This window comes from Neorhizobium sp. 05N33, from assembly GCF_056397445.1.
In genome coordinates this window covers 151,896-169,214 of the sequence record NZ_JBFTNK010000010.1, presented here as the reverse complement: position 1 = coordinate 169,214, position 17,319 = coordinate 151,896, and the positions used below count along the sequence as shown (strand labels likewise).

The 17,319-nt window shown below is 60.7% G+C and carries 14 protein-coding genes and 1 pseudogene; 14 read left to right on the top strand and 1 reads right to left on the bottom strand.

From position 1 onward, the window contains the following. The first annotated feature begins 10 nt into the window (after positions 1-10). The 9 genes and pseudogenes from AC1DLT_RS22895 to AC1DLT_RS22855 form a co-directional block, all read left to right on the top strand. Positions 11-868, top strand: coding sequence for a helix-turn-helix domain-containing protein (locus tag AC1DLT_RS22895; RefSeq protein WP_477488270.1), 858 nt, complete (start codon positions 11-13; stop codon positions 866-868). A 138-nt stretch (positions 869-1,006) separates the two neighbouring features. Next, positions 1,007-2,518 carry an aldehyde dehydrogenase gene (gene adh, locus AC1DLT_RS22890; protein ID WP_477488291.1) on the top strand — a complete coding sequence of 504 codons (1,512 nt, stop codon included), beginning with the start codon at positions 1,007-1,009 and terminating at the stop codon, positions 2,516-2,518. Between the two features lie 557 nt (positions 2,519-3,075). Beyond that, positions 3,076-4,062: a LacI family DNA-binding transcriptional regulator gene (locus tag AC1DLT_RS22885; RefSeq protein WP_477488290.1), complete on the top strand. Its 987-nt coding sequence runs from the start codon at positions 3,076-3,078 to the stop codon at positions 4,060-4,062. Between the two features lie 42 nt (positions 4,063-4,104). Then, complete coding sequence (locus AC1DLT_RS22880; RefSeq protein ID WP_247033864.1) at positions 4,105-5,343, top strand: ABC transporter substrate-binding protein; 1,239 nt, start codon at positions 4,105-4,107, stop codon at positions 5,341-5,343. 78 nt (positions 5,344-5,421) lie between these two features. Continuing rightward, the gene (locus AC1DLT_RS22875; protein ID WP_477488269.1) at positions 5,422-6,339 is read left to right on the top strand and encodes a carbohydrate ABC transporter permease; all 918 of its coding nucleotides are present in this window, start codon (positions 5,422-5,424) and stop codon (positions 6,337-6,339) included. Further along, positions 6,336-7,214 (top strand): carbohydrate ABC transporter permease, encoded by an 879-nt coding sequence (locus AC1DLT_RS22870; protein WP_477488268.1) that lies wholly within the window; start codon positions 6,336-6,338, stop codon positions 7,212-7,214. The genes AC1DLT_RS22875 and AC1DLT_RS22870 overlap by 4 nt, the downstream gene beginning before the upstream one ends. Before the next feature lie 21 nt (positions 7,215-7,235). Next, positions 7,236-9,164: a glycoside hydrolase family 127 protein gene (locus AC1DLT_RS22865; RefSeq protein WP_477488267.1), complete on the top strand. Its 1,929-nt coding sequence runs from the start codon at positions 7,236-7,238 to the stop codon at positions 9,162-9,164. Continuing rightward, a complete protein-coding gene (locus AC1DLT_RS22860; protein WP_477488289.1) occupies positions 9,157-10,290 on the top strand; it encodes an ABC transporter ATP-binding protein in 1,134 nt (377 codons plus the stop codon). Before AC1DLT_RS22865 ends, AC1DLT_RS22860 begins: the two co-directional genes overlap by 8 nt. Before the next feature lie 238 nt (positions 10,291-10,528). Then, a pseudogene (locus AC1DLT_RS22855) lies at positions 10,529-10,639 on the top strand (glutathione S-transferase family protein); the annotation flags it as partial. Here the strand turns inward: AC1DLT_RS22855 and AC1DLT_RS22850 are convergent. After that, positions 10,626-11,342, bottom strand: coding sequence for a FadR/GntR family transcriptional regulator (locus tag AC1DLT_RS22850; RefSeq protein WP_040124163.1), 717 nt, complete (start codon positions 11,340-11,342; stop codon positions 10,626-10,628). The pseudogene AC1DLT_RS22855 and the gene AC1DLT_RS22850 overlap by 14 nt on opposite strands. Positions 11,343-11,964: 622 nt before the next feature. Between AC1DLT_RS22850 and AC1DLT_RS22845 the strand changes: the two genes are divergently transcribed. The 5 genes from AC1DLT_RS22845 to AC1DLT_RS22825 are packed head-to-tail and all read left to right on the top strand — an operon-like array spanning position 11,965 to position 17,233. Then, the gene (locus tag AC1DLT_RS22845; RefSeq protein ID WP_247033914.1) at positions 11,965-13,548 is read left to right on the top strand and encodes an ABC transporter substrate-binding protein; all 1,584 of its coding nucleotides are present in this window, start codon (positions 11,965-11,967) and stop codon (positions 13,546-13,548) included. 7 nt (positions 13,549-13,555) lie between these two features. Beyond that, positions 13,556-14,668, top strand: coding sequence for an ABC transporter permease (locus AC1DLT_RS22840; protein ID WP_477488266.1), 1,113 nt, complete (start codon positions 13,556-13,558; stop codon positions 14,666-14,668). 5 nt (positions 14,669-14,673) lie between these two features. Further along, positions 14,674-15,606, top strand: coding sequence for an ABC transporter permease (locus AC1DLT_RS22835; RefSeq protein ID WP_247033857.1), 933 nt, complete (start codon positions 14,674-14,676; stop codon positions 15,604-15,606). Continuing rightward, positions 15,603-16,460: an ABC transporter ATP-binding protein gene (locus tag AC1DLT_RS22830; protein ID WP_040124157.1), complete on the top strand. Its 858-nt coding sequence runs from the start codon at positions 15,603-15,605 to the stop codon at positions 16,458-16,460. The genes AC1DLT_RS22835 and AC1DLT_RS22830 overlap by 4 nt, the downstream gene beginning before the upstream one ends. Further along, positions 16,457-17,233 carry an ABC transporter ATP-binding protein gene (locus AC1DLT_RS22825; RefSeq protein WP_247135713.1) on the top strand — a complete coding sequence of 259 codons (777 nt, stop codon included), beginning with the start codon at positions 16,457-16,459 and terminating at the stop codon, positions 17,231-17,233. The genes AC1DLT_RS22830 and AC1DLT_RS22825 overlap by 4 nt, the downstream gene beginning before the upstream one ends. The last annotated feature ends 86 nt before the right edge of the window (positions 17,234-17,319 follow it).

Sequence of the window (17,319 nt, the reverse complement as noted above, 5' to 3'; positions counted from 1 at the left end):
GCGACGATCAATGGAACATCACCGGCTGGATCCGGCGGCGCGCCGACCGAACGATCGGGTCGAGGAGGCGGAACTCGACCACCGACGAGCTTGCCTGGATCGCTTCATGAGGGTTGCAACAGCAAGGCTTGACCATCTCTTTGGCCTGGTGGGTGCATCAGGGTGCGGTGTTCTTCTGACCGATTGCGATGGTGTGATCCTGGATCAGCGCTGCAAGGATTCCGATCTGACAGCCTTCCGGGAATGGGGCCTATGGCCCGGCGCGGACTGGAGCGAGGCCAGCGAAGGCACCAACGGAATAGGCACCTGCCTGACCGAGAAAAGAAGCGTCACGATCCACCGCGACGAACACTTCTTCGCCCGCAACACGGGGATGAGTTGCATGGATGCTCCGGTCTTCGGTGCCGATGGCGGCATCATCGCCGCGCTCGATGTGTCTTCTGCCCGGGTCGACCAGACGGAAGGATTCAATCGGCTCATCTCGGCGATGGTGGCGCAGACCGCGCGGTCCATCGAGGCCGATTACTTCCGCGCTACATTTCCAAATTCCCGCATCGTGGTGGCACATACGGACGACGCCGAGATGTCGGTGCTTTTGGCTGTGGATGCCGACGACCTTGTCGTCGGGGCAACACGGGGCGCACGTCGGGTATTCAGATTGGAGCCCACGGGTTTGCTTAAACCCCGCCCTGCGTCGGATCTCTTCGGCGGGGGAGACGAGTGCCTGGGGTTCGACGCTGCGGAACGAGCCGCCGTGATGCGTGCCCTTGCTCGTACCGAGGGCAACGTGTCGGAGGCCGCTCGGCGGTTGGGGATCGGCCGCGCGACCCTTTACCGGCGCATGAGACGGCTGCATATCGGCGAATAGCGCGCCCACCTGTCTCAGATTTGGGACGTTTTGGACCCCTGACCCTCTCCCCCAGGCTGACCAGCCGACCTTTCTGGCGCATCTAGATGTGATCGGGTGGAGGATCCGATCACACGGAGGAGTATTTCCATGAACATCATGACCAAGCCGGCGAGCATCCATGTCTCGCCCTTCAAGGACCGCTATGACAATTTCATCGGCGGCAAGTTCGTTCCCCCAGTCCACGGCCGATATTTCGACAACATCACCCCGATCACTGGCGCAAAGGTCTGCGAAGTTGCTCGATCGGACGGGGCCGACGTTGATCTGGCGCTGGATGCGGCCCACGATGCCAAGGAGGCCTGGGGCCGGACCTCGGCAAGCGAACGCGCCAACATCCTCTTGAAGATCGCCGACCGGTTGGAAGACAATCTCCAGCTTCTGGCGCAGGCTGAGACGTGGGATAACGGCAAGCCGATCCGCGAAACCACCGCGGCAGATATCCCGCTTTCAGTCGACCACTTCCGCTATTTCGCTTCTGTGTTGCGTGCCCAGGAAGGCACCATGTCCGAAATCGACGCCGACACGGTCGCCTATCACTATCACGAGCCGCTTGGCGTCGTCGGACAGATCATTCCGTGGAACTTTTCAATCCTGATGGCCGCCTGGAAGCTGGCCCCCGCACTTGCCGCCGGCAACTGCATTGTACTGAAGCCTGCCGAACAGACACCAGCGGCCATCATGGTGCTGATGGAACTGATCGCCGACCTCCTGCCGGACGGCGTCCTGAATATCGTCAACGGGATGGGACCCGAGGTGGGAGGCCCACTGGCCAGATCCCCCCGCATTGCAAAGATCGCCTTCACCGGCTCCACCGAGACCGGGCGCATCATCATGCAGGCGGCAACCGAAAACCTGATCCCGGTAACCCTGGAATTGGGCGGCAAGTCCCCGAACATCTTCTTCTCCGATGTGATGGCAGAGGATGACGCGTTCCTTGACAAGGCCGTCGAAGGGTTCGTCCTATTTGCCTTCAACCAGGGCGAGGTCTGCACTTGCCCCAGTCGTGCGCTTATCCAGGAAGACATCTACGAGGCGTTCATCGCACGCTGCATCGAGCGGGTGCGCGCGATCAAACAAGGTGACCCTCGCGACATGCAGACGATGGTGGGAGCACAGGCGAGCCAGGAACAGCAGAACAAGATCCTGTCCTATCTGACGATCGGCGTGGAAGAAGGCGCAGAGGTACTGATCGGAGGGGATGCCGCGCGCCTTGACGGGGACCTTTCCAGCGGCTTTTACGTTCAACCAACGATCCTGAAGGGCCACAACAAGATGCGGGTCTTCCAGGAAGAGATCTTCGGCCCAGTGGTTTCTGTCACGACGTTCAAGAATGAGGCGGAGGCGCTGCAAATCGCTAATGACACCATATACGGCCTTGGGGCCGGCGTGTGGAGCCGTGACGCCAACCGCTGCTACCGCTTCGGTCGCTCAATCCAGGCCGGCCGCGTCTGGATCAACAATTATCACGCCTACCCGGCCCACGCCGCGTTCGGTGGATACAAGCAGTCGGGCTTTGGGCGCGAGACGCACAAGATGATGCTCGACCACTATCAGCAGACCAAGAACATGCTGGTCAGCTACAACCCAAACAAACTTGGGTTCTTCTGAGCCGAGCATTTGCCAAGGGGTGGGTCTTTGCGGGCCCACCCCTAACGTTTCCATCCGCTCTTTTCGCTCATGTGCCGAGCTAGCTGGATGCGGTATGCCATGCTCGGCCAATTTGCGATCAACGAGTGGGCCATAGACGTGCTGGAGGTAATCCATACCGCCTCGATCGGCACCGGTTCGGCCAACGTTGCCAACCGCCGCCCGGGCCGGCCATGTCGTGGTCGACGTCATCGATCGCAAAGACGATGGCCAACTCAGCCTGGGTCGCCCCGGTTGCTATCACCTCGGTCACGAGTGTCCAGTCGACTGGGTCGAGTACGGCGGCGACGTCTTCCGAAGTCATTGTCATGATCTCTCCTTTCCATGCTTTCGCCCAGTTATGTGGGGCGAGAAGGCAAAATTCCATTTTTGCCTGAGGGATTCGCGGAATCTTGAAACCTCAGCCCATTGAATTGAGAAAACCTTTTCTCACTTGACAATTTCCCTGGTAAAAGGTTTTCTCACCACAACAGGAGGACAAGAGGCTGGATAAGGGGAGGAATAAGAAACGCATTACGATTCATGACGTTGCAGCCGCAGCGGCCGTCAGCATTTCGACTGCATCGAAAGCTCTGAACAACACCGGCCGCATGGGAGACGAGACACGCGAACGGGTCAAACGGGTGGCCACCGATATCGGTTTTCGTCCGAACGCCCTTGCGCGCGGCCTGCTCAGCAAGCGCAGCTTCACGATCGGGCTTCTCACCAACGACACCTACGGCCGATTCACCTTGCCGGTAATGGCTGGCGTATCGGAGGCACTGGTCGATCACGGCGTTTCGGTTTTCCTCTGCGCCATCGAAGACGACCCGGCGCTTGGGCAGATCCATGTCGAGGCAATGCTCGACAAGCAGGTGGACGGCATCATCGCCACCGGCAAGCGGATGGACAGGAGTTTGCCGGTCGATCTCTCGAACCTGTCGGTTCCGGTCGTCTATGCCTTCACCGAAGGGACGCCGAACAGCGTCATCTTCCGGTCGGACGATGCGCATGGCGCAACCCTTGCGGTCGGGTGGCTGCAGTCGATCGGGCGGCGCCGGATCGTCCATGTCACCGGCCCGAAGGACTTTTTCTCGGTGCGCGAACGCGCCGATGCCTACAGCATCGCAGCGGGCGAATGCCAACAGATTCTTTATGGCGTCTGGTCGGAAAGCTGGGGCCATGAGGCGGTCGGCCTGCTCTGGGAGCGCGCCGGCGACAAGCCGGACGCCTTGTTCTGCGGCAACGACCAGATCGCCCGCGGCACGGTGGATGCCCTGCGCGAACGCGGCATCAAGGTGCCGGAAGATGTTTCGGTGATCGGCTTCGACAATTGGGAGATTGTCGCGGCCCAGACCCGGCCACCGCTGACGACGGTGGACATGGAACTGAAGGAACTGGGGCGGCAGGCGGGATTGACCGTCCTGGCGCTCGCCGAAGGACGGTCCGTCGAGCCGGGCGTGCGGAAACTGCCATGCCGGCTGGTCGTCCGGCAATCGTGCGGGGGTCAAACCCCAAGGGAATGAACAAAGCGCCAGGGAGAATGGCGTCAAATTGGGAGGAGTATCATGATCAAGCGTTTATTGGCTGCGACCAGCGTCGCAACCCTGTGCCTGGTAGCCAGCGCATCGGCGGCCGAAAAGGTCGAAATGTGGGTTCGCACCGGTGTCGGCGATGCCTTCAAGAAGACCGTAGAAGCCTATAATTCCAGTCACGAGAGCCAGGTCGCGATGACCGAGGTGCCGTTCTCCGAACTGGTACAGAAATATGCGACGGCGATTGCAGGCGGACAGGCGCCTGACGCGCTGTCGATGGACCTGATCTACAATCCCGCCTTTGCGGCGGCAGGCCAGCTCGAAGACCTGACGGACTGGGCGAAGTCCCTGCCCTATTTCAACTCGCTGTCGCCGTCCCATGTCAAGCTCGGCAGCTACCATGGTCGCATCTACGGGCTGCCATTGTCGGTCGAGACCTCGGTCTTCGCCTGGAACAAGGACCTCTACAAGAAGGCCGGTCTCAACCCGGAAAAGGCGCCGGCAAGCTGGGACGAAATTACCGCCAATGCCGAAAAAATCCGCGCCTTGGGTGACGATACCTATGGCTTCTACTTTTCCGGCGGCGGTTGCGGCGGCTGCATGATCTTCACCTTCACCCCGCTTGTCTGGGGCTCGGGGGCCGACATCCTGTCAGCCGATGGCAAGGCGGCGACACTCGATACGCCGGAAATGCGCCAGGCCATCAATATCTACCGCAACATGGTCAAGAAGGATCTCGTGCCGGCGGGCGCCGCCAGCGACAATGGGGTGAACTTCCTCTCGTTCACCAACGGCAAGATCGGCCAGCAGAGCCTTGGTGCCTTTGCCATCGGCTCGCTGGTGACCGAGCATCCGGACATCAATTTCGGCGTAACGCTGATCCCCGGCGCGACAGGCGGTACGTCGTCCTTTGCCGGCGGTGACAATTTTGTCGTCACCAAGGGGACGCCGAAGATCGCCGCCGTCAAGAAATTTCTGGAATATATCTATTCCGAGGACGGCCAGAAGATCATGGCCAAATACGGAAGCCTGCCGACACGGGGCGATATTGCCGAAAAGGTCCTGCAAGGTCTCGATCCACGCCTGCAGGTTGGCATAGACGCGATCGCGGTCGCAAAGACCCCTTACACGCTGCAATTCAACGACCTGATCAACAGCGCGAACGGCCCCTGGGCGAGCTTCACCAACGCCGCCATTTTCGGTGACGACGTCGATGGCGCCTTTGCCAATGCGCAAAGCGAAATGCAGTCGATCATCGACAGCGGCCAGTAACCTCCCCAAGGCTGCTGCGACCGGAAGGCGAAAGCCCACCTTCCGGTCACCTTTCCACCGTCTCTGCGGAGCACCTGGATGACTGTTTCCGGCTCAAAGACCCTGTTGCCCAGACGCCGGCGCGCCCGCAGAACCGGCTTGCGCGGGCTGGTCTACATCGCGCCGGCGATGGCACTCGTCATCGCCTTCTTCATCATCCCGGTGATCTTCACCGGCTGGATGAGCCTGCACAACTGGCCGCTGATGGGTGGCACGCGCTGGATCGGGTTCAGGAACTACGTCCGCATGTTCCACGACGCCCGCTTCATGTCTGCGCTGCAGTTCACCGCCTACTATACCCTCATCGTCACCATCGCGATCTTCGCCGTCGCCTTTCCGCTGGCGATCTTCGTTGAGAAGCAGCGGCGCTTCGTCAGCGCCTACCGCACCATCATCTTCCTGCCGGTTGTCGTTGGTCTTGCCACGGCTTCGCTGCTCTGGGTGTGGCTTGCCAATGTCGACAGCGGCTTCATCGGTCCGGCGCTGAAAGCACTCGGATGGGTGGACAAGAGCCCGAACCTGCTCGCCACCTTCGACAGCGCCTTCCTCACTATTATCGTCATGGTCGTCTGGAAGATCGCCGGCTTTACGATGATCATTCTGCTCACGGGTCTTCAGGCCATTCCGGCCGAACTGACTGAGGCGGCCCGGATCGATGGCGCAAGCCGCTGGCAGCGTTTCCGGCACCTGACGCTACCCTTGATGCGCAAAACCATCGCCCTGGCGCTGATCATCTCCGTGACCGGCTCGATCCTCGCCTTCGACCAGTTCTACATCATGACGTCGGGTGGGCCGCAGAACCGGATGATCTCGGTGGTCTACTACATCTTCAACCAATCCTTCGTGTCCTTCAATCTCGGCTATGGCGCAGCTTTGTCGATAGCACTTCTCGCCATTCTGGTTGCCATCAGCATCATCCAACTCTGGCTGCTTCGCGTCCGGGAGGAAAAACCGTGACACCTGTAAATACGACACCCGCCAAGCAGCGCCGTGCGCGCAAGGCCGTCCGATCAAACGGCGCCTATCATGCTACCGGCATCGCCATTTCGCTGTTCTTCTTGGCGCCCTTCGCCATTGCGTTTCTGGCCTCGTTTCGCCATGGCGCGGAAGCCCGCCTGCCGCCTCTGCCGCCATGGCCGGCCAATGGTTTCAGCCTCGATGCCTATGGATCGCTGGACGGTTTCGGCGCCGGAATCTGGCAGCACACGATCAATTCGCTGCTGGTGTCGCTCGCAACCGTCGTGCTGACCGTAGCGGTCAGCCTGCTTGCTGGTTACGGCTTCTCCCGCTACCGGTTTCCGCTAAAGAACGTGCTGTTCGTTTTGATCATTGCCACGCTGATGATCCCGTTCCAATCGATCCTGACCCCGCTGTTCATCATTCTTGCAAAGCTCGGGCTGAACAACTCGCTGTTCGGGCTGACGCTTATCTACGTCACGCTGCAGCTGCCCTTCTCGGTCTTCATGATGCGAAACGCCTTCGACGCCGTGCCGAAGGAGATCGAGGAGGCGGCGCGCATCGACGGCGCGCGGGACCTGCGATTGCTGGTGCGCGTCCTGCTGCCACTGGTGCTGCCGGGCGTCGCAACGGTGGCGATCTTCGCCTTCCTCAATGCCTGGAACGAATTTCTCGCAGCGCTGATCCTCCTGGCCAGCAACGAGAAATACACCCTGCCCGTCCTGATGATGGCAGTGCGCGCCGGCCGTCTCGGCGCGGTCAACTGGGGCGCGGTACAGGCCGGCGTCGCGGTCATGACGATCCCCTGCCTGATCGTCTTCCTGCTTTTGCAACGCTATTACATGCGCGGGCTGATGGCCGGTGCGGTGAAATGATCTGAAGAAACGGATGACGCGATGAACACCATGAAAAGAGACCGCCAGTTCCGCCCGCTGCCCGTACCCAGCGTCGATATCCACGGCCTATTCGGCGACCGCCAGGAAGCGATCTGCGACACCACGGCCGAGATGCTGCTCGACCGCTGCGTCGAGGCTGGCATGCTCGATGCCATCGACACCAGCAAGCCGAGCCCCGGCATCGTCATCCCGATCCAACCCTGGGGCGGCACCACGCAGATGTTCTGGGACTCGGATCTCGGCAAGTCGATCGAGACGGTGGCCTATTCGCTCTATCGGCGGAAGAACCCGAAGCTCGAAGCCCGTGTCGACGAGATCATCGACATGTACGGGAAGATGCAGGACAAGGACGGTTACCTGAACGCCTGGTTCCAGCGCATCCAGCCGGATCGCCGATGGACCAACCTGCGCGACCATCATGAACTCTATTGCGCTGGGCATTTGATTGAAGGAGCGGTCGCTTATTTTCAGGCAACCGGCAAGCGCAAGCTTCTCGATATCATGTGCCGTTATGCCGATTACCTGATCAAGACCTTCGGCCGTGGCGAGGGCCAACTGCGGGGCTACTGCGGCCATGAGGAAATCGAGCTGGCACTAGTGAAGCTGGCGCGTGTGACGGGACAAAAGAAATATCTCCACCTCTGCAAATTCTTCATCGACGAGCGCGGCACCGAACCGCATTATTTCACGGAGGAAGCGATCCGCGACGGCCGCGATCCCGCCAATTTCATCCAGAAAACCTATGAATACAGCCAGTCGCATCAGCCGGTGCGCGAACAGACAAAGGTCGTCGGTCATGCCGTGCGCGCCATGTATCTTTATTGCGGCATGGCCGATATCGCCACCGAATACAATGATGACAGCCTGACGGCGGCGCTCGATACGCTTTGGGACGATCTGATCACCAAGCAGATGTATCTCACCGGCGGCATCGGGCCTGCCGTTTCCAATGAAGGGTTCACCGACTATTACGACCTGCCGAACGAAAGCGCCTATGCCGAAACCTGCGCTTCAGTCGGTCTCGTCTTCTGGGCGAGCCGCATGCTCGGGCGCGGTCCGAACCGGCGCTATGCCGACATCATGGAACAGGCGCTCTACAATGGCGCCATGTCCGGCCTGTCGCTCGACGGCAAGACCTTCTTCTATGAAAACCCTCTGGAAAGCGCCGGCAGGCATCACCGCTGGATCTGGCATCCCTGCCCCTGCTGCCCACCCAATATCGCCCGTCTGCTCGCGTCGATCGGCTCGTATATGTATGCGGTGTCGGACGACGAGATCGCCGTCCATCTTTACGGCGAAAGCCAGGCCCGATTCGATATCGGTGGGGCCAAGGTGCGGCTGGCCGAAAAGACGCATTATCCCTGGGACGGCGCGATCGGATTCGATGTGACGACGGACAGGACGACACGCTTTGCGATCTCACTGCGCATCCCCGAATGGGCGGATGGCGTAACGCTGAAGGTCAATGGCGAAACGATCGATCTTGCCTCGGTCACGATCGACGGCTATGCCCGCATCGATCGTGACTGGACGAGCGGCGATCATATCGATCTCGATATTCCCTTGGCGCCGCGCGCGCTGTTTGCCAATCCGCTGGTGCGACACGACGCCGGCCGCACGGCGCTGATGCGCGGGCCGATGGTCTATTGCGTCGAGGCGACCGACAATGGCGACGGTTTGAACGGCATCAGGCTCACAAGCGGCGTTTCGCAGGCAACGACGGCTGACTTAAAAGATCTCGGCGGCGCCGTGGCGCTCGATGTTCCCGCAAGCCGCGACAAGGCTGATTGGGGTGACGCGCTCTATCGCACCAGGCCGCCTGAGACGGAGGAAGCGACGGTACGGTTCGTACCCTATCCTTTCTGGGACAACAGGTCGCCAGGTGAAATGCTGGTCTGGGTCAGAGCGGGCGAACGCAACGATGCGTGATGAGATAGCCAGAACCGGGGTCGTGCTTACCGATATCCGCAAGAGTTTCGGCAACCTGGAGGTCATTCATGGCATCAACCTCCAGATCACCGAAGGATCCTTTGTCGTCTTCGTCGGTCCGTCCGGCTGCGGAAAATCGACGCTGCTGCGGATGATTGCCGGGCTCGAAGAGGTCACTGACGGCGAAATCGAGATCAAGGGGCGCGATGTCACCGATCTCGATCCGTCCGAGCGCGGCATCGCTATGGTGTTCCAGTCCTATGCGCTGTACCCGCATATGAGCGTGCGCGACAATCTGGCGTTCGGTCTGAAAATGGCGCGGACGCCAGAGGCGGAAATCGAAGCGCGGGTGAGGGCAGCCTCTGCGATCCTGAAAATCGATCCGCTGCTGGATCGCCGCCCCGGCCAGCTGTCCGGCGGCCAACGCCAGCGGGTGGCGATCGGCCGCGCAATCGTGCGCAAACCCGAGGTGTTTCTCTTCGACGAGCCGTTGTCCAATCTCGATGCTGAATTGCGGGTGTCGATGCGCATCGAGATCGCAAGGCTGCACCGGGAACTGCGCAATACGATGATCTACGTCACCCACGACCAGACGGAAGCGATGACGCTGGCCGACATGATAGTGGTCCTTCGCGACGGGCGGATAGAGCAGACCGGCAGCCCGCGTGAGGTCTACGAAAAACCGGCCAACATTTTCGTTGCCGGGTTCATCGGCTCGCCGCGCATGAACTTTCTGGAAGCGAAATGGGCGGAAGATGGATCGGTATCGCTCGGCGGCAGCCGGATTCCGGTATCGCTGGACGCACAGGCATTGTCGCCGGGCGAAAAGATCACGCTGGGCATTCGCCCCGAACATCTGTTCGTGTCGACCGCCGGCGAAGCGATGCTGCAGGCCAGGGTGGATTTCTCGGAATATCTAGGCGGGACCCAATTTCTTTACTGCCAGACGGACGAAGGGCAGGCCATCATCGCAGAACACCGGTCACCGGTTCCTGTTGACGCCGGCGATACCGTCCATTTTTCGTGGGACGGCCCGCACCTGCGCTTTTTCGATAGCGCTGGGATGCGAATCGAACAAACCGCACTGACGGATACGCTGGCTCCTAATGACAATTTAACGGTTTAAGGATGCCAAAGTAAGGATTGAGGGCTGATTTTGAAGATCTGCGGTGGCGTCGCGATGCTTCGGGACAATCAATGAAAACGGATGAATAGCTTTGACCCGCGAAATGTCTGCCGGCAAGGTACCAAAAGTCTCTCGCAGGCCTCGAGAAGATAAGAGAAAAGAAGGCCCGGCAGCGAAATCACCGGAAAGCCGACATACATCATGTCCACCTAGAAAACTGTCCACGCCGACCATATCCGGCGAGGCAGTGTCTTATGCCGATTTCCGAATGGTCACGTTCCTTCCCTTCAACGACGTCGCTCTCCTCCCGCTGTCGTGGCAACATATCGCCCTCGTCAGGGATCGCGTTGCGCGTCGGTAATCCGCTCGCGGGCGCGCACCAGATGGTAGCGCATATAGAGCGCCGCGTGCTCCCCGTTTCTCGCCCGGATCGCTTCGACGATCTGCTGGTGCTCGCGCAGCACGGCGATGCGTCGCTCGTCCGAGCCCAGTTTCGTCAGGTTGAGCGCCACGCCCATGGAGCCGCTGATCTCTCCGCGCAGGTGCTCGAAGAGCGATACGAACAGGTCGTTGCCGCTCGCGACGGCGACCTCGCGGTGAAAATTGAAATCCGCCTCGCTGGGAGACTGGCCGTTCATGATTTTTTCGCGCAGCAGCTCGTTGGCTTCGTCGAGATTGTGAAGGTTCTGGCTGGAGCGGCGCTCCGCCGCCAGCGACGCTGCCGCAGCCTCCAGCGCGAAACGAACCTCAAAGGACTTCAGATAACCCGCGACATTGGACGGCAGCACGAAGCGGGTGATGGCCGAGGGCGGCACGGCGCGCACGAATGTGCCTGAACCGCGCCGCGAATAGACAAGGCCATCAGCCTGCAACCGGATCAAGGCCTGGCGAACCACCGGGCGCGATACGGAGAAAGCAGAGCAGATATCGTTCTCCGCCGGCAGCCGATCGCCTTCCTTGAAGGCGCCGTTCAGAATCTGCTCCAGGATCTGGCCGTATAGTTTGTCCGCCAGCCTCTCCTTGCGCGGCGGCGTCAATTGCAGTTCCGCCATTCAACATCTCCCCCTAGCTCCCAAAACTCTCGTCCCGGCGGCCCTCCCGGCGCGCGATATGGCAGTCCCGACCATGGCGCGGGCCTGCATATCTATCGATAGGCGCAATTTCAAAGATGTCATCAAAAATTACTTCTTTTGCGGCTTTTTTTACAAAATTTGAAATGAGAGTTGACAACTTAGGTGACCGTGTTAGCGTATTCGAAATTGTCGAAGTGCATTCGGCGTCTCAGGGAGGAGATATTCAGATGCAGCACACGGCGCGAATCGACCATCATCGCTGCCGCGGGAAACGCAGCTGAGGTCGCAAAGCCAAACTTCAACGTCATTTCTGTCGCACCCCGGGCCGTAAGCCACGAAGCTTCGGCAACAGCGAGTTTTTGCCCGCTTCAGGCATCGGTCGACAGTACATTTCTTCAAGCCCGGCACGCCAGCGCGTCGGCTGGCTCATTCATGCCTTTTCCGACAGAGGAACATTGCCGCACATCCTCGAATATTTCTACGAACAGATCAAAGGCGAGGACCCGCGACGGATCGAATTCCTGATGCTGAACACGACAAGCAGAACGAACTGAAGAGCTCGAAGATTTCAATTGGGAGGTTGAACATGATGAAACATCTTATGGCGGCGACATTTCTGGTCGCTGCAGCGCTGACGGTCCCGCAGGGCGCAGCGCTCGCCGCATCGCCGCCGAACATGCTGGTGATCGGCACGAACCTGACCGGCATCCGTACTCTGGACCCGGCGGACAACAATGCCCGCACGGTTTCGGAGCTGATTTCCAATATCTACGACAACCTCGTCCAGCTGCCGCAGAACGATCTGCAGAAGCTGCAGCCGATGCTCGCGACCAAGTGGAGCGCCTCGGCCGACGGCAAGCTGATCACCATCACGCTGCGCAGCGACGCCACGTTCCAGAGCGGCAATCCGGTGACCGCCGAAGATGCCGCCTGGTCGATCCAGCGCGTCATCAAGCGTGGTCAGGTCGGCTCGACCGATATCGCCCTCTGGGGCTTTACAGCCGACAATGTCGAAAAGCTGGTGCGCGCCAAGGATGCGCAGACGCTGGAAATCGAGCTGCCGATCCAGGTCAGCACCGATCTCGTGCTTTATTCGCTCGCCAGCTCCTCGCTTGGCATCGTCGACAAGAAGACCGCCATGTCGCATGAGGCGAACGGCGATTTCGGCGCCGCCTGGCTTGCCGCCAACTCGGCCGGCAGCGGTCCTTTCACGCTTTCGCAATGGCGCCCGAACGACATCGCCGTCTTCGAAGCCAACAAGAAATACTGGGGCGGTGTCCCGGCCATGGTCCGCGTCATCACTCGGCATATTCCCGAATCCGGTAACCTGCGTCTTCAGCTGCAGGCCGGCGACGTGGATGTCGGCCAGTATCTCGCAAGCGGCGATCTCGACGCGCTGGCGAACGACAAGAAGATGGTGATCGACAATGTTCCGGGTCTCGGCTTCTATTATATCGCGCTGAACCAGAAGGACCCCGATCTGCAGAAGCCTCTGGTCCGCGAAGCATTCCAGCATGCTTTCGACTGGAAGGCGATCTCCGGCAATATCATGCGCTATACCGGCTTCCCGTGGCAGTCCGTCGTGCCGAAGGGCATGATCGGTGCACCGACCGACACTACATCCCGTTACGACTATGACCCGGCCAAGGCCAAGGCCTTGCTGGCGCAGGCCGGTTATCCGAATGGCCTCAAGAAGGTGCTGAACCCGTCGGGTGCCGCAACATTGCCGTTCACTGAGGCCCTGCAGGCAAGCGCCCGTGCGGCCGGCTTCGACCTTAACCTCGTGCCCGGCGAATACACACCAGCCTTCCGCGAGCGCAAATACGAAATCCTGCTCGGCAATTCCGGTGCCCGCCTGCCCGATCCGTTCGCGGTCGCCACCCAATATGCCTACAACCCGGACAATCGCGACGAGGCCCGTCTCGGCAGCTATTACCTGTGGCGCACCGCCATGCAGGTTCCAGAGCTGAACACCCTTGTCGATCAGTCGATGAAGGAACACGATACGACCAAGCGCACGGAAATATTCAAGAAGATCGATGCGATCTACAAGGGCATGAACCCGCCGCTGATCGTCTTCTTCCAGCGCACCGACCCCTATGTCATTCGCGCCAATGTCAAGGGTTATCAGGGGCATACGACCTGGTCGACCCGTTGGCACGACGTGACGAAAACCAAGGAGTAGGATTGACGTGGCCAGCGTGGACATGACGACACGAGACAACTCGCCCGTACCGACCACGACTGGTCCCGCCACCAATGGCCCGGTCGATGACATGCCGGACGATGGCATCAAGCTTGCCGTCCGTCACTTCATCGGTCGCGTCGTCGCTGTGGTGACGACGCTGCTGGGGCTGCTCTTCCTGACCTTCTCGATGGGACGCCTGCTGCCGGCCGATCCGGTTCTGGCGATCACCGGACCCGAGGTCAGCAAGGAAGTCTACGACCGGGTTTTCAAGCAACTCGGGCTCGACCAGCCCGTCTACATCCAGTTCCTCAGCTATGTGAAAAGAGTGCTGACCGGCGATCTCGGCGTCTCCGCGATCACCGGCCAGCCCATCGTCACCGATCTGCTGTCGATCTTTCCGGCGACGATCGAACTGACCCTGGTGGCGATGATCGTCGGCACTATCGTTGGCGTGCCACTCGGCATCACGGCTGCGGTTCATCGCGGCAAGCCGATCGACCATGTCGCCCGTATCGTCGGTCTTGCAGGCCATTCGATCCCGACCTTCTGGATGGGTCTGATGGCGCTCTTCATCTTCTATGCCAAGCTGCAATGGGTCGGCGCATCGGGGCGCGTCGATGTCTATTACGAAGGCATCGTCACGCCGGTGACCGGCTTCCTGCTGCTCGACTCCGCCATGGAAGCCAATTGGGACGTCTTCCAGAATGCGCTCGGCCACATCATCCTGCCCGGCTCGATCCTCGGTTATTATTCCGTCGCCTATATCAGCCGCATGTCGCGCAGCTTCATGCTGGAGCAGCTCAGCCAGGAATACATCATCACGGCGCGCGCCAAGGGGCTGGCCTCCCGCCAGGTGATCTGGCGCCATGCCTTCCGCAACATCCGCGTCCAGCTCCTGACCATCATAGCGCTGACGCTCGGCGGCCTGCTTGAGGGCGCGGTGCTGATCGAGACCGTCTTCGCCTGGCCGGGGCTCGGCCAGTATCTCACCCGCGGCCTACAGATGAACGACATGAATGTCGTCATGGGCGCGGTTCTCACCATCGGGATCGTCTTCCTGATCATCAACATCACGTCGGATGTGCTCTACCGCATCCTCGACCCGAGAACACGGTGACAGATATGGCGATACCCGTTTCCCAATCTCGCCCCACGCCTCCGGGCATTCGCGGCTGGCTTCTCGCCCCTGAACCCAAGGGCACGCTGCATGCGTCTCTGCAGCAATTCTACCAGGGCTGGCTGAAATTCCGGGAACATCCGCTCGGCGTCGTCGGCCTGGTGGTTATCCTGATCCTGATCTTCACCGCGGCCGGCGCACCGCTTCTGACGCAATACGATCCGATCGCTCAGAACATGGCGATCCGCCTGTCGCCCCCCTCCTGGGACCACATTCTCGGAACCGACAATTTCGGTCGCGACGTCTTCGCCCGCATCATTTACGGCGCACGCACGACGCTCGACATCATCATCCTCGTGACGATCATCGTCGCACCGATCGGGCTCTTGATCGGCACCTGCTCCGGTTATTTCGGCGGCATTGTCGATGAGGTGCTGATGCGCATCACGGATATCTTCCTCTCCTTCCCCGGTCTCGTATTGGCGCTCGGCTTTGCGGCAGCTCTCGGCCCCGGCATCACCAATGCGATCATCGCGATCTCGCTGACTGCCTGGCCGCCGATCGCCCGCCTCGCCCGCGCCGAAACGCTGAGCCTCAGGCAAATGGACTATATCGCCGCGGTGCGGCTGCAAGGCGCATCCTCGGCCGCCGTGATCACGCGCCATATCCTGCCGATGTGCGTACCCTCGGTCATCGTCCGCGTGACGCTCAACATGGCCGGCATCATCCTGACCGCCGCCGGCCTCGGCTTCCTCGGCCTTGGCGCCCAGCCGCCATGGCCGGAATGGGGCGCGATGGCCGCCACCGGCCGCGAGTTCATGCTCGACAGCCCATGGGTTATCGCCGCACCCGGCATTGCAATCGCGGTCGTCAGCCTTGCCTTCAATCTCGTCGGCGATGCCCTGCGCGACGTACTCGACCCCAGAGGTGGCGAATGACCGAACCGCTCATCGATGTCAGAAATATGGAAATCTCCTTCGCCCACGGCTTCGTGAAAGCCGTGCGCGGCGTGAGCTTCCAACTCGGCCGCGAAAAGCTCGGCATCGTCGGCGAATCCGGCTCCGGCAAATCGACCGTCGGCCGGGCCATCATGCGGCTCCTGCCGCCGACCGCAACGGTCACCGCCGACCGGATGACGTTCAAAGGCACCGATATTCTGGCCGCCAGTGAAAAGCAGATGATGGATATCCGCGGCAAGCAGATCGGCCTCATCCTGCAGGATCCGAAATATTCGCTAAACCCGGTGATGCGCGTCGGCGAGCAGATCGCCGAGACCTATCGCCTGCATTATCCGAAAGCCGGCAGGAAAGCCGCTGAGAAGAAGGTGCTGGAAATGCTGGAAGCGGTAAAGATCCGCGATCCGCAGCGCGTCTTCCGGCTCTATCCGCACGAAGTCTCCGGCGGCATGGGTCAGCGCATCATGATCGCCATGATGCTGATCGCCGAGCCGGAAGTGCTGATCGCCGACGAACCCACGTCGGCGCTCGACGTGACCGTGCGCCTCGACGTTCTGGCGCTGCTCGACGAACTGATCGCCCGGCGCAACCTCGGCCTGATCTTCATCAGCCACGATTTGAACCTGATCCGTAAATTCTGCGACCGGGTGCTGATCATGTATGCGGGACGCGTCGTCGAAGTGCTGAAGGCGTCCGAACTCGACAATGCCCAGCACCCCTATACCCAAGGGCTGCTCGCCTCGCTGCCGTCCATCGAAAACCCGCCGGCACGCCTGCCGACGCTGACGCGCGATCCGTCCTGGCTGACGCAACCCACGATCGGAGTGCCGTCATGATCGACGTCGAAAATCTCACCGTCCGGTTTGGCCCGCGCACGCCGCTCGTTGTGAAGGGCATCAGCTTCACCGTCGAACGCGGGAAATCCTTCGGCCTCGTCGGCGAATCCGGCTGCGGCAAATCCACCGTGCTCCGGGCGATTTCCGGCCTCAACCGCAATTACGGCGGACGGATTTCGCTGGATGGCAAGCCGCTGGAGCCGGAACGGAGCAAAGCCTTCTTCCGCGACGTCCAGATGGTCTTCCAGGACCCCTACGGCTCGCTGCATCCGCGCAAGACAGTTCGCTCGCAGTTGATCGAACCACTGCGCAATCAGAACCTGCCGATCAAGGAAAACGCTGTTTCCGACGTGCTGAAAGCAGTCGGTCTCGATCCCGGCCTCGGCTATCGGTTCCCGCATCAGCTTTCCGGCGGCCAGCGGCAGCGCGTCGCGATCGCCCGCGCATTGATCCTCGACCCGCCTGTTCTGCTGCTCGACGAGCCGACCTCGGCGCTCGACGTTTCCGTGCAGGCGGAGATCCTCAACCTGCTCGCCGACCTGCAGAAGGAACGCGGGTTGACCTACCTGCTGGTGAGCCACGACATGGCCGTCATCGCGCATCTCTGCAGCCGCGTCGCGATCATGAACGGCGGCGAGATCGTCGAGGAAACCGGCATCGAGCAGATCCGCTCGGGCCATGTCCAGCATCCCTATTCCCAACGGCTTCTTTCCGCCAGCCGCGCTTACGGCAAGCAGGAAATGCGCCCGGTCGAGGTCATGAACTCGGCCTGATTCCAACGAGCGCCCAGCGCCTGGACGCTGGGCAAGACCGTTCCTCAATGCTTTTCCACTCACCCCTGAACCGGGAGCCTGAAGCC